The sequence below is a fragment of the Lentibacillus amyloliquefaciens genome, from assembly GCF_001307805.1.
In the GTDB taxonomy this organism is placed as follows: domain Bacteria; phylum Bacillota; class Bacilli; order Bacillales; family Amphibacillaceae; genus Lentibacillus; species Lentibacillus amyloliquefaciens.
In genome coordinates this window covers 496,448-509,919 of the sequence record NZ_CP013862.1, presented here as the reverse complement: position 1 = coordinate 509,919, position 13,472 = coordinate 496,448, and the positions used below count along the sequence as shown (strand labels likewise).

Here is a 13,472-nt window from a genome sequence, read left to right as displayed (position 1 = left end):
TATATTTTTATACCCCTCTTCCTCCGTCAACATCTACACAACTTCCTGTTATCATATAAGCATCCTCAGAGGCTAGAAAAATAACGCTATTTGCTATATCCTTTGGATTCGCTAGCCTCCCTAATGGAACAGTGGAAGCAAACTTTTGTTTTCCTGCATTGTAATCTCCTTCCCCTATAAATCCCTGTAACATGCCAGTTTCAGATGCTACGGGGTTAATGCCAACCACACGAATATTATGTTCCGCTAACTCAAGCGCTAAGGACTTAGTGAGAGTTATAACAGCAGCTTTTGTTGCCGAATACATACTATTTAGCGGCCTTGGTCTAACTGCATTAATTGAAGCTGTGTTTATAATTACCCCAGAAGATTGTTTTTTCATATACGGGATAACAGCCTGAATACCATAGAATACTCCTTTTAAATTAACGTCAATCAATTTATCAGTTAATTCCTCAGTTACGTCCTCAGTCGGTATACTTGACATTGGTACTCCGGCATTATTAAACAAAATATCAATTGATCCAAACTTCTTGTTTGCAGTCTCCATTAAATTAGTGACTTGTTCTTTCTTAGCAACATCACAAACCACTTCAATAGCAGTACCACCTTCAGATTTTATTAATTCTACAGTTTCTAGTGCTGCTTGCTCTTTTAAGTCAACAACTACGATATTAGCACCCTCCCTTGCAAATCTGAGCGCCGATTCCCGTCCCATACCTGCTCCTGCACCTGTAATAACTGCTGTTTTGTTTTCAAATCTACTCATTTGTTACCCTCCATATTTTTTAATAATTAATACCCTTGCTGCCACTTCTACCGTTTTCAGGAAATAGTGAATCCCAATTCACAACCGATTTCCTTGCTAAATCAGGGGCTTCTCCTAAATATCCTGTGGGGTTAAGAGCACTTCTAATTTTTTCAAAGTTGACTAATTTACTTGCGGTTTCATCTTCTTCTAATACCTTTTGTAACTTTTTGTTTTCTGTACTCGATTTTTTACTTAACCTGTACATTAACTCATGCGCCTTTTGCTTCCCAATTTCTTCAGCTAATAACATCATTACAGATTCAGACATAATTAAGCCCTGATTCAATTCTAAGTTTTCTTTCATTCTCTCTTTATTCACTGATAAATTACGTGTGATTTCCACTATAAGTGAAAGAGAACCAGCCGTCCCTGCGCAAACTATTGGTAGAGTGTCCCATTCAATTTGCCACTCGCCTGTTGCTCTTTCATAACCCGGTGTCATCGCGCCATACATTCCTTGAGCTATCGTTATACTTATACTTGTTAACCCAATAACTGTCTCACAACTAATAGGGTTTGATTTTTGTGGCATCGTTGAAGAAGCACCTCTATACTCTCCTTAGAACTCAAAAACTTCTCCAATTTCTGTGCTTGCCAAGTTCGCTATTTCTTTTGCTATCTTTTGAACAGTTCCACTTATTGTAGCCTCCATATTGGAAAACTCTACAATAATATCCCTAGCAACATGCCAAGGTCCCTGAGGTTCATTCAATCCTAATAAATTACAATATCGTTTTCTTACAAACGGCGCTTTTTCCCCTAAAGTTGCAAGAGTTCCAGCCGCACCTGATAGCTGCCCAACAAGCAAACGTTTCTTCACTTCCTGTAACCGAAGATAATGGCGTTGAATTTCCTCCAACCAAACAGATACCTTGAAACCAAAAGTAATAGGAACTGCTTGTTGGCCATGTGTCCTCCCGGCTTGTATTGTTTCAGCATGTTGCTCACACAAAGTAGCACAAGCATTGCCCAAGTCAGTTAAGAGTTGTTCCAATCGATTTAATACTGACTTTATTTGAAGAATTAAACCTGTATCCATTATATCTTGAGTCGTAGCACCCCAATGAACGTATTTTCCAGCTTCGCCTGCAACCTCTGCTAATCTATTAACTAAAGGTATAATGGGATAGCCCACATTACGTGTCTCTTCCCAAAAGTCCTTTAAATCTAATGATGAAATATGAGCAGCCTGTTCAATTTTTTCAGCCATTTCAACAGGAATAATAGATTCTTCAGCTTCAGCTCGGGCCAATGCAGACTCCGCTTTAAGCCATCCATCAAACATAGCTTCTTGCGTAAAACAATCTATAGTTTTTTGATCACCGTAGACATTTAAAAGCGGGAGAAAAATACCATAATTAACATTTCCTTGATTATTCAACATTTCACTTCTTTAACATAAATACTCACTAGTATTAGGTATGTTTACTTAAGTCAGGTAAAATAAAATGGTTCAGCCCTCAAATTTAATAGCAACATTTTTTGTTTGGGTATAATACTTTAAGGCTTCCAAACCTTTTTCTCTTCCAAAGCCACTTTTACCGTAGCCGCCAAATGGCATTTCTACTCCGCCGCCTGCTCCGTAATTATTAATGAAAACTTGTCCTGATTTTACTTTCTTAGCTAACCATAAAGCTTTATTAATATTGGACGTCCATATACCAGTTACTAATCCATACTCAGTATCGTTGGCGATTTCTAATGCTTCTTCTTTTGTATCGAACGAAAGTACCGTTAAGATTGGACCAAATACCTCTTCTTTTGCTAGACGACTTTTAGATGAATTCGCTTTTATAATAGTAGGTTTGAAAAAAAGATCACTAGACATGCCCTCAATAGGGTTGCCGCCATATAGAATTTCATCATTATCTTCTTTAGCTATTTCCATATAATGTTGAATTGTATTAATTTGTTTCTTTGAAACAATTGGCCCCATATCCGAATCTTCTATTCCTGGACCCACCTCGATGTTTTCCATTAATTCAGCTAATTTATCCAGAAAATCATTTTCAATATTTTTATCAATGATTAATCTTGACCCTGCGGAGCATGTTTGTCCTGCATTCTGGGTAATAGATTTAAACACAGTTTGCGCAGCTTCTTGTAAGTTTGCATCCTCAAACACTATATGTGGAGATTTCCCTCCCAGTTCTAATGTTAAGGAAGTTATATTTTCAGAAGCGCTTTTCATAATATTAGTTCCTGTCGGTACAGATCCCGTAAAAGTAATATGATCTATCTCTGGATGAGATGTTAAATAAACACCAGCTTCATTTCCATAACCAGTTACAACATTGAATACACCTTTGGGAAAACCCGCCTGCAAAGAAAGCTCTGCTAACTTTAAAGCTGTGATCGGTGTATCTTCAGCAGGCTTAACGACAACCGTGTTTCCTGAGGCAAGCGCTGGAGCTATACTTCTTGATGCCATTTGCAGCGGATAATTCCACGGAACAACATGCGCAGTTACACCATATGGTTCTCTAATGGTATAGTCCACTACATCTGACCTTACCGGAATTGTTTCTCCAAATATTTTGTCAGCTACACCAGCGTAATACTCAAAATACTTTGCTGCTACTTCTACATCGAGTAACGACTGGGAAAGTGGTTTCCCTACATCTAATGTCTCTAATTCAGCAAATTCATCCTTATTCTCTCTCAAAAGCTGCGCCATCCTAAATAATAGTTTAGCTCTTTCAGCTGGTAAAATATCACTCCATTCAGTAGAGTTAAATGCTGATTTTGCTGATTTTACAGCTTTATCCACATCCGTTTCATCTGCCCTTTGAACCTCAGCCACAACATCTAGTGTCGCAGGATCCAAAGACGTAAATGTGTTTCCTGAATTACTTTCTGTCCATTCTCCATTAATAAAAAGATTATATCTCTTCATTTGAATTACCTCCATTCAACTTTATATATGCTATTACTGGTCTATCCTAAACTTATTTATTACGCTTCTATCAAGCTCAATGCCAAACCCTGGGCCTTTAGGAATTTCATAGTATCCATTTTTAAAAGGGTTTCGATTTTCAATGATGCTATAAAACATGGGATCTCTATCAGGATGAAACACTTCTAAAAATGTGCTGCCTATGGTCGACCCTAACAAATGTGCTGAAATTTGCGGCTCCTCATGGTGCGCCATTTCTAAACCGAGTGCTTCTGCAGCTTGTGCAGCTTGTTTCCACGGAGTAGCCCCCCCGCTCCAGCTTGCATCAAAATTACATACATCAATTGATCCGTTCGTCATTAGTTCAATGCAATTTGCTGGCGAATCTTCACTTTGACCAGCAGTGACCCGAATGCCAGACATCATTCGAATATCTTTCATTGCCTGTTTATCGTAGCTCCAGCGACAAGGTTCCTCAAACCACCGTATATCAAGGTCACTTACACCTTTGGCGAATTTTAGTGCGTCATTTCTGTCCCAACCTTGGTTAGCATCTACAGCTAGAATAAAATCATCACCTGCAGCTTCACGGGCAATTCGCACTCTTTCAATATCAACTCCCGGAGATCTTCCACCCACTTTAAATTTACATGCTGCAACCCCCATTTCCTTATAGGATTCAATATCTTCTATTATTTTTTGTTCATCAACATCTTTACCCTCTGTATAATAGCCGCCAATTAACATGACTGGAAGTTCCGACTTCAACCCTCCCCACAATTTAACTAATGGCATTTTTAAACTTTTCCCAATAGCGTCATAAACTGCACTATCTATACAAGCCAAGGCATTTAAAGCGATTTTTCTGTCTGCCAAGATATCAAAAGAAAATGGATAAAGCTTCTTCCATATAGCCTTAACATCAAATATATTTTCATCAATAAGTAAAGGGGCCATATTATCTTTAATCATTTTTACAATAGCTTCTAAGTCATCCATCTCATCACCGTTATAAATTTCGCCTACAATACCATCCTCTGTGGTAATTCTGGTCAACACGGTAACTCTGTGCGTCATAAAATAATTGCTTCCTTTAAAGACTTTCTTTAAGGGCATTTTAATGGGTATAACATCAATCTTCTTAATTCTTGATGTCAACTTATTAAGATTACTTTTTTCTGCTTCAATCATTATGCTATCTCCTTCTTTAGTCATATAAACTCTCGTATTATATTGGAAACGTTTCCATTTTACGATAAAAATTAAATTGCTTTACAAGAGTCTCTAATGATAAATTCTGTAGGAATTGTATCCGGGTCTAGTTTTCCATATAATTCAGGCTCCTGAATGTACTTCATTAAAACCTTCGCAATTTTTGTTCCCATTTCTTGAATTGGCCTGCGGATTACTGTTACAGGGGGGGATAATAGTTGCAACAACTCACTGTCCTCAAATGTTATGAGTGAAACATCTTCTGGATAATTCAAATTCTTCTCCTTCATCCCTTGTAAAATGCCATAAAACATTTGGTTGTTAAGGGATAATATCGCAGTGATTTTTTTATTTTTGATATAAGGGCATAAATCCAAAAATATTTCTTTGCCTGATTCGCTAGTAAAAACTCCGCTTTTAATCAGCTCTTCATCAATAATTAAATTATTTTCGCTAAAAGCGTCGTGATATGCACGTATCCCTTCTCTCGTAGGCCTAATACCCTTATCCCCACCAATTAATACTATTCCACGGTGCCCGAGTCGAAGCAAGTAATTAATGGCTTTTTTAACTGAGCTATAATAGTCAGTTGTAATTCCTGGAGGTAGAACTGGAACATCCCGATTAATTGTGACAATTGGAAGTTCAATTTCTGATAGTGCCTTATTTATTTTCCAATCATCTTCACGTGGAGTAGATAAAATAACTCCATCAAACTTTCTTACTTCGAGGAAGGATAAGATCTTATCTCCTACATCTTTATCGCCAACATTACATAAGGATAATGTATAACCGAGTTGTTCTAATTCTAATTGAGCACCTTTTGCAATTTGAGCGAATACAGGATTGGATATATCCGCAAAAAATGCTACATTTTTATATTTTTGTGACCGCATACTTTGCGCAATATGATCTGGTTTATACCCCAATGTTTCAATGCTTTTTAAAATTTTTTCTCTAGTTGCTTGGCTTACACCTTCTGAAGAATTAATTGCGCGTGAGACTGTTCCAATACCAAAACCAGAATGGTGAGCTACATCTTTTATAGTTATGTTTCTTTTCAATACAACCACCTCCTTTGAGCTCAAGGTGAATCGGAAACGTTTCCATATTGATAGTATAAATCATTAATGAAATATTGTAAACATTAAATTAAGACTTTTTTTATTTTTCTTAATTCAGATCTGGGATATACCAAAATTATATTCTACTGAGGGGGTAATAAGCGGAACGACTTCCAGCACCATTGCGAGATATGGATACGATGACCATTTTTTAGTGGTATAATATACCTTTTTTGAAGTGGTTGTTTGCGTGATGAAAAAACGTTATGCAGGCTTTGAAGTGTAAAATGGATCCGTCTTGAAAGAGACAGCATATCGTCTACTTTGTTAAATTAAATAGATTGGTTTCTATTTCCAATCTAACAAAGACACTCGGAGTATGTGAATGATTTTGTCCGGAATTAATTGCCAATACTTCTACAAGTATACTTTTCAAACTTTTCATCCTGTATTGCTCCTCAACCGCACCTTTACATTAATTCAGATATTTCTTATTTTAAGATCCTTAGATGTCTCTGAAACAACTACACCCAATATTCGAATGTCATTAATTTTCGGTTAGGACTTCCTCCAACTCCTAAGATTCAGCTTGGTATTTCCTTTCCTTACTTAATTACTTAATGTTTCTTAGAAAAAGCAAGCGGCCGTAAGCGTAAAAATCTATTAGCAGACAATAGCGTTAATATATGTATATGATGGGGCAAATCTTTACTTTTCGTCATCCAATTTAAGATCAATTCCTGGTTCTTCACAGCACTCCTCAAAATATGTAGTTTTTCGACAAATAAAAAAGCTTTAGCCAACGTTTAATTTGTTGGCTAAAGATTTTCATCTTTTGTGTATCATTTTAGCAAACCTGAAATGATCGGTCTGTCAATGCTCGATGCAGCAGAGAGCGCGTATAGTGTTATAAAACTGGTTAATAACTTCTCTTATTAGGTTGTATTTTTTGCCTACCGAGGAAACTTAAATGCCCCGTCCACCATCTACGTCAATTAAACTCCCAGTAATCATGCTTGCTTTATCGGAAGCAAGGAACAATACCGTATTGGCAATATCTTCTGCTTTCGCTAGTCTTCCTAGTGGAACAGATGAAGCATATTTTTCTTTTCCAGAATCATAATCCGCGTCCCCAATAAAGCCTTGCAACATGGTTGTTTCCGCAGCGACTGGATTCACCCCAACAACACGCACTCCATATTCAGCTAATTCCAATGCTAACGATTTTGTTAACGTGATTACAGCAGCCTTTGACGCGGAATACATGCTATTAAATGCACGAGGTCTGGCCCCATTGATTGATGCTGTATTGATAATAACTCCTGAAGATTGTCTTTGCATATATGGCATGACCGCCTGAATGCCAAAAAACACTCCTTTTAGATTTACATCTATTAACAGATTTGTAAGTTCCTCTGTTACTTCATCTGTTTTAGTTGGTGCCATTGGAACACCTGCATTATTAAACATTACGTCAATTGTTCCAAATTCTTCAGCAATCTGATCAATTGTATCAATGACTTGCTGTCGATTTGAAACGTCACAAACAACCGCCTTTGCGAAACCACCTGCAGAAGTAATCATTGCAACTGTCTCTTCAGCTGGTTTTTCGTTTAAATCTAATGCAACGACGTTTGCTCCTTCTTTGGCGAACTGAAGTGCAGTTTCCCTTCCCATACCTGATCCCGCACCTGTAATAACTACTGTTTTATTTTTAAATCCTTCCATGTTAATACCTCCCTAGAAATTTTGTTTTATAAATAATTAATCCAAATATTTTTGACTGTGGTATAATTTTGTAATGCTTCTACTCCTTTTTCACGTCCAAAACCACTCTTCTTATATCCACCAAATGGTAAAGCAACTCCACCACCTGCTCCGTATCCATTAACAAACACTTGTCCAGCTTCAATTTCATTTGTAAAGTGGTGAATTAGCTTCAAGTTGTTTCCCCATACACTTGCAACAAGACCATACTTTGTTCCATTTGCCATCTCCAAAGCTTCTTCAGGATCATCAAACGGCATAACACCTAAAACAGGTCCAAAGATTTCTTCTTGTTCAATAAAGCTTCCTGCTTTCATATTGTTAAACAATGTCGGTTCAATAAAATATCCGTTTTCTAAACCTGCTTGTTCACTTCTTTTTCCACCAACAACGACTTGGGCTTTACTTTCTTCCCCTTTTTCTATCGCTTTTAAGATGCCATTCATTTGACGTTCACTAACAACAGGTCCCATATCTGGGTTATCTAACCCTCGTCCTAACTGTACCGCACCCATTTTCTCGGCTATTCTAGAAACTACTTCATCTTGTACACGTCTGTCTACGATAATACGAGAAGCTGCAGAACATGTTTGACCAGCATTTTGTGTAATAACGGAAGCAGCAGTATTAACAACGCTATCAATATCTGCATCGTCAAAGATAATAATTGGCGATTTCCCCCCTAATTCTAGGTTAACTGGGGTAACTTGATTCGCTGCCGTCTTCATCACTTGTACCCCTGTTGGCAAGGAACCCGTAAAAGTTAAATGATGAATGTCAGGATGTTCGGATAAAGCATTTCCTGCTACTGCACCATAGCCAGTAACAATATTTAGTACTCCTTTTGGTAATCCTGCTTCATAAGCAATTTCTGCTAATCTTAAGATGGACAGTGAAGCATCCTCTGCTACTTTAGCAACAACAACATTACCTGCTGCTAGTGCTGGTGCAAAACCACGAGATGAAAGTTGCAAAGGATAGTTCCAAGGGACAATTTGTGCAGAAACTCCAATTGGTTCTCTTACCGTGTAATCCACTGTTCCCACTCCAAGCGGGATACTCGTACCAAATACTTTGTCCGCTAAACCTGCATAAAATTGAAAATAACCAATAGTTGAATCCACATCTTGTAACGCTTGACGATAAGGTTTACCTACATCCAAACTTTCAATATAAGCAAGCTCCTCACGATTTTCATCAACCTTTTTTGCTATATTAAATAAAATATTGGCTCTATCTAGTGGCTTTACTTTTCTCCACTCATTTTTATAAGCATGCAAAGAATTTTGTACGGCTGCATCAACATCTGGTGCATCTCCAGCAGGTGTTGTTGCTACCTTTTCCCCTGTTGAAGGATCTATCACATCAATCTCTTCATTAGAAAATGCTTGTACTCTTTCCCCATTAATAAACATTCTACCATCTAATTTAAATTTATTATTCATTACAAAGCTCCTTTGCTAAATATTGCAATCTTATTTTTTTATTCCATAATTATTGAGTGTTTCTTCCCAGTTCAAAATTGCTCTATTGGATAATGGTGCAGCTTCACCTAAATAGTCCATTGGGTTAATACTACTCTTAACATCATCTACTTTTAACGTTTGAATAATTGTTGCATCATTTTCCAACACATTTTTCAATTTTTGATTTTCCTTATCTGCGACACGACAAATTTCATACATTTTTTCGTGTGCCTTTTGCTTGCCCATCTTCTCTGTTAACTTCATCATTACAGATTCTGCCATGATTAGACCGTTATCCATTTCCAAATTTTGTTTCATTACTTCTTCATTAACAGACAAGTTTTTTAACGTTTCTCCCATTAAAGAAAGCGCTCCAGCTGTTCCTACTGAAACTAACGGGATCATATCCCATTCTGCTTGCCACTCTCCAGTAGCTCTTTCGTGCACAGGTGTCATCGTTTGATAAAAACCTGAAACTAGTGACATATTGATAGTCGTTAACCCAATAATAGTTTCACTGCTGATTGGATTTTCTTTTTGTGGCATCGTTGATGATGCACCACGTAATTGACCTTTCATTTCTTGCACTTCATTAATTTCTGTTCTAGCTAAATCGGCTATTTCTTTTGCTACTTTTTGTAATGTACCACTAATCATCGATTGAAGATTAGCGAATTCTACAACCGTATCTCTAGCAACGTGCCAAGGTCCCTCTGGTTCTTGTAATTCTAACAACTCACAAAATCTTGTTCTAACCTTTGTAGACTTCGTACCAAGGGTAGCCAATGTACCTGCTGCTCCAAACAATTGACCTACTAGCAATCTACTCTTTACTTCTTGTAACCGTTCAACATGTCTTCTTAGTTCAGATAACCAGACGGACACTTTCATTCCAAATGTAATAGGTACTGCCTGTTGCCCATGCGTTCTACCTGCTTGTGGAGTACTTGCATACTTTTCGATTAATGTTGCACAAGCACTACCACATTCTATTAATAATTGTTCTAGACGTTTTATTGCGTTTCGCAGTTGTATTACTAAACCAGTATCCATAATATCTTGGGTAGTTGCTCCCCAGTGGACGTATCCACCATACTCTCCTGAAACCGCTGATAATCGCTTTACAAGTGGTACAATTGGATAACCTACATTCTTTGTTTCTTCCCAAAATCCATTTAAGTCTAATAGTTCGTATTTTGCACTTGCTTCAATTTTTTTAGCCGCTTCCTTAGGAATGATATTCTCTTCTCCTTGTGCCTTAGCTAATGCAACTTCCGCTTCAAGCCAACCATTAAACATCGCTTCTTCACTAAAACAATTGATTGTTTCTAAATCACCGTACGTATCCAATAAAGGCAATAACATTTTTCCATTTATTTGTTTCATTTTCATCCCATCGCTTTCTTTTCTAAATACTTTTTATGTGATTTAAATCCATATGCCAAATACAAAACAGCTTGTGTCATTTTTCAGAGTGCAATCATCAATATGAAAAAGAGGCCGATATAACTAACATAAGTTGCCGGTCTCTTCTCTTTACCGAAAAACAATCCAATGAAAGGTTTATCGCTTCTATTCTTCTAATTCATTTATCTACTTATTTACTAAATAATAAGATGTGATGAAAAAAAACAGAACAAACAATTAATAAAGCGATATCAGAATACCAGAATACTTGTATATAGGTATAATAGCGAGCTAATTATTGTAACTCATTTATTCTATGTGACAATAACTTGGTTTGCTTATGAAAATCTTTATAAATAGAAAACATTGATTCATAGAACTTTACAGATTCCGAGTTAGGAAATACTTCATGCTTCATAAACTGGTTTTCATTAACTGCTTGAGATAAGCTATCGTACCAACCTATTCCGCAAGTAGCAATTAGACATGAACCAAATGCGGCATCTGTATATTTGGGTATTTCTAGCCTCACATTCAATATATCTGCCAAAATTTGTGACCAAACTAAGCTATTTCCACCACCACCAATAATTTTGACACTGTTTGTAGGCATTTGTGGAAATTCCAAACCTGCATCTTTTATTGAAAAAGCTACTCCTTCTAAAACTGCCCTAGCAAAGTGATATCGATTATGCCTAGCGGTAATACCGAAAAAGCTACCTCTTAAATACGGATCCCAATGAGGTGAGCGTTCTCCGTTCAAATACGGATGAAACAGTAACCCTTCTGAACCAATGCTAATTTTACTAACTTCTTTATCTATTTCAGCATACACATTATCTAGATCTTTATATTCCATCGAGTCCTCAAAAAAGGTTTCTTTAAACCACCGGTATGAAGATGCAGCAAAGTTTGTACCACTATTTTGATATCGTAAACCGGCTGTAACGAAACTATAAGAAGTTAAGGCTTTGTTCACATGTCGTTCTTTAGATATTAAAGAGAAATTACCAGCTGTTGCTATTTTAACTACGCCATCGCCTTCCTCAACTGCACCACTCCCATATACTTCAGCAGCAGTATCAGTTGTTCCCATAATAATCGGTATACCTTCAGAAAGACCTAACCGCTCAGCCATTTCTTTTGTTAATGTACCTGCTTGATCAGTCGGATTATATACACTTGGTAGTATCGACTTATCTAGTGATAAAATAGACAATAAATCATCCGACCACTCTTGCTTATGCACGTCATAAAGCATAGAGCCCTCTGCTTCAATGTAGTCAGTTCCCATTTCACCTGAAAAACGATAACGTACGTAATCCTTTTCAAAAAGCACTTTATCAACTTTGTCAAAAACTTCTGGCTCATGTTTCATTAACCAATAAAGATGTGAAATAGTCCAAGTAGGTGTTGGATAATGATTAGTAAGGCTATAAATTAGCTCACCATACTCACCAGACAATTCTTTTGATTCATCACCACTACGTTGGTCATTCCACATGATTACGTTTCTAAGAACATTTTTTTGTTCATTTAGAAGTACAGCGACATGCGCAGGAGCTGTAAATGAAATACCTTTAATTTGATTACGTTCGCCTTCAGTAAGTGATGAAATAACTTGTTTTATCCCTTTAACTGCCGCATTTATCCAATCCTCTGGGTCTTGCTCTACCCATCTAGGATGCGAATAATACGACGGATATGAAACAGTAGCCTCATCAACCACATTACCTTTTGAGTCCAAGCACATTGTTTTACAACTTCCTGATCCGTGATCTACACCAAGAACATACTGTGTAACCATCACATCACACCTCATTCTCTATATTAATTAATACCTTTACGAGAGGGTCTCCTTTTTCAATGGCTTTAAACCCTTCTTCTTGAGTATTTTCTAATGATACTTGCTTCGTGATTAAATCTTCAGCATTAAACTCTTTTTGTTCCATTAATTTAAGTGCTGTTTCATAATCGTCCGAAGTATATACTCTTGTTCCAACTAAATTCAACTCGCGTTTAATCACTTCGTAAATATTCACTTCGCTTTTTTGAGTTACTCCTGCAATAACAACTATCCCACCTGCTTTCGTTGATAATATGCAGTCATTCAAGCCTCCTAAACTTCCTGTAACTTCAAATGAAAGATCGAATAGCTTATTGTCCGTTAAGGAAACAACTTGTTCTTCCAAACTTTTTTCCTTTGGATTAATTGTATGAAAGCCAAGTTCTTTCGCTTTTTCTAAACGAAAAGGATTAATTTCAGAAATGTAAACATTAGCACCGTATGTTCTCACAACTAACGCTGCTATAAGACCTATTGGACCCCCACCAACAATTAATACGTTTTGATTTGGTTTGACACCTGACTTTTTCACCATATGAACTCCTACTGATAGAGGTTCAACTAGTGCGGCTGCAGACAGAGTAACATTACTAGGGATACGGAATAGTTGTTTTTCATTTACGGCTACATAATCGGCCATTCCCCCATCCATATCTATGCCTATAAGTCTCAAATTACCACATTGATTATAGTGACCATTCTCACAGGCTTCACACTTTCCACACGATAGTAATGGTTCAGCTACTACAGGGTCACCAATGTTAAACTTTGTAACTTTACTACCTACTTTTTCAACCACACCACTAAATTCATGACCTAAAGTCACTGGTGGGGTTACACGGGGATAATTGCCATTCCAAGCAACTAGATCCGAACCGCATATGCCCACATATGCCACTTTGATAAGAACTTCATCATTTTGAAGTTCAGGTATAGGTGCCTCTTGTAATTTTAAATCCTTTGTGCCGTCATATACTAAAGCTTTCATATTTCCACCTCTTTT

11 protein-coding genes are annotated in these 13,472 nt (G+C 37.1%); all 11 read right to left on the bottom strand.

Annotated elements, in window-relative coordinates; all coding sequences use genetic code 11:
• Positions 1-7 precede the first annotated feature (7 nt).
• The 11 genes from AOX59_RS02550 to AOX59_RS02500 all read right to left on the bottom strand — a co-directional run bounded on the left by AOX59_RS02550 (position 8) and on the right by AOX59_RS02500 (position 13,457).
• Positions 8-769, bottom strand: a complete 762-nt coding sequence (locus AOX59_RS02550; RefSeq protein WP_068441385.1) for an SDR family NAD(P)-dependent oxidoreductase — start codon at positions 767-769, stop codon at positions 8-10.
• Positions 770-788: 19 nt separating this feature from the next.
• The gene (locus AOX59_RS02545) at positions 789-1,343 is read right to left on the bottom strand and encodes a lyase family protein (protein ID WP_068441383.1); all 555 of its coding nucleotides are present in this window, start codon (positions 1,341-1,343) and stop codon (positions 789-791) included.
• Between the two features lie 27 nt (positions 1,344-1,370).
• Entirely contained in the window at positions 1,371-2,195 is an 825-nt protein-coding gene (locus AOX59_RS02540; RefSeq protein ID WP_082684100.1) for a lyase family protein, read from the bottom strand.
• A gap of 69 nt (positions 2,196-2,264) precedes the next feature.
• Positions 2,265-3,707 (bottom strand): aldehyde dehydrogenase family protein, encoded by a 1,443-nt coding sequence (locus AOX59_RS02535; RefSeq protein ID WP_068441377.1) that lies wholly within the window; start codon positions 3,705-3,707, stop codon positions 2,265-2,267.
• Between the two features lie 33 nt (positions 3,708-3,740).
• Positions 3,741-4,898, bottom strand: coding sequence for a mandelate racemase/muconate lactonizing enzyme family protein (locus AOX59_RS02530; protein WP_237049355.1), 1,158 nt, complete (start codon positions 4,896-4,898; stop codon positions 3,741-3,743).
• A 71-nt stretch (positions 4,899-4,969) separates the two neighbouring features.
• On the bottom strand, positions 4,970-5,983 hold the full coding sequence (locus AOX59_RS02525) for a LacI family DNA-binding transcriptional regulator (RefSeq protein WP_068441374.1): 1,014 nt from the start codon (positions 5,981-5,983) through the stop codon (positions 4,970-4,972).
• A gap of 966 nt (positions 5,984-6,949) precedes the next feature.
• On the bottom strand, positions 6,950-7,711 hold the full coding sequence (locus AOX59_RS02520) for an SDR family NAD(P)-dependent oxidoreductase (RefSeq protein WP_068441371.1): 762 nt from the start codon (positions 7,709-7,711) through the stop codon (positions 6,950-6,952).
• A 26-nt stretch (positions 7,712-7,737) separates the two neighbouring features.
• A complete protein-coding gene (locus AOX59_RS02515) occupies positions 7,738-9,195 on the bottom strand; it encodes an aldehyde dehydrogenase family protein (RefSeq protein ID WP_068441368.1) in 1,458 nt (485 codons plus the stop codon).
• A 30-nt stretch (positions 9,196-9,225) separates the two neighbouring features.
• A complete protein-coding gene (locus AOX59_RS02510) occupies positions 9,226-10,608 on the bottom strand; it encodes a class-II fumarase/aspartase family protein (RefSeq protein WP_068441365.1) in 1,383 nt (460 codons plus the stop codon).
• Positions 10,609-10,918: 310 nt separating this feature from the next.
• A complete protein-coding gene (gene xylB / locus AOX59_RS02505) occupies positions 10,919-12,430 on the bottom strand; it encodes a xylulokinase (RefSeq protein ID WP_237049412.1) in 1,512 nt (503 codons plus the stop codon).
• A 4-nt stretch (positions 12,431-12,434) separates the two neighbouring features.
• Positions 12,435-13,457 (bottom strand): zinc-dependent alcohol dehydrogenase, encoded by a 1,023-nt coding sequence (locus tag AOX59_RS02500; RefSeq protein WP_068441361.1) that lies wholly within the window; start codon positions 13,455-13,457, stop codon positions 12,435-12,437.
• Between the last annotated feature and the right edge of the window lie 15 nt (positions 13,458-13,472).

What these genes read in the sequence shown, in the direction of transcription:
- xylB (WP_237049412.1), bottom strand. Translation starts at nt 12,430, where the DNA reads ATGGTTACACAGTATGTTCTTGGTGTAGATCACGGATCAGGAAGTTGT.
- AOX59_RS02520 (WP_068441371.1), bottom strand. Translation starts at nt 7,711, where the DNA reads ATGGAAGGATTTAAAAATAAAACAGTAGTTATTACAGGTGCGGGATCA.
- AOX59_RS02510 (WP_068441365.1), bottom strand. Translation starts at nt 10,608, where the DNA reads ATGAAAATGAAACAAATAAATGGAAAAATGTTATTGCCTTTATTGGAT.
- AOX59_RS02550 (WP_068441385.1), bottom strand. Translation starts at nt 769, where the DNA reads ATGAGTAGATTTGAAAACAAAACAGCAGTTATTACAGGTGCAGGAGCA.
- AOX59_RS02535 (WP_068441377.1), bottom strand. Translation starts at nt 3,707, where the DNA reads ATGAAGAGATATAATCTTTTTATTAATGGAGAATGGACAGAAAGTAAT.
- AOX59_RS02500 (WP_068441361.1), bottom strand. Translation starts at nt 13,457, where the DNA reads ATGAAAGCTTTAGTATATGACGGCACAAAGGATTTAAAATTACAAGAG.
- AOX59_RS02540 (WP_082684100.1), bottom strand. Translation starts at nt 2,195, where the DNA reads ATGTTGAATAATCAAGGAAATGTTAATTATGGTATTTTTCTCCCGCTT.
- AOX59_RS02530 (WP_237049355.1), bottom strand. Translation starts at nt 4,898, where the DNA reads ATGATTGAAGCAGAAAAAAGTAATCTTAATAAGTTGACATCAAGAATT.
- AOX59_RS02515 (WP_068441368.1), bottom strand. Translation starts at nt 9,195, where the DNA reads ATGAATAATAAATTTAAATTAGATGGTAGAATGTTTATTAATGGGGAA.
- AOX59_RS02545 (WP_068441383.1), bottom strand. Translation starts at nt 1,343, where the DNA reads ATGCCACAAAAATCAAACCCTATTAGTTGTGAGACAGTTATTGGGTTA.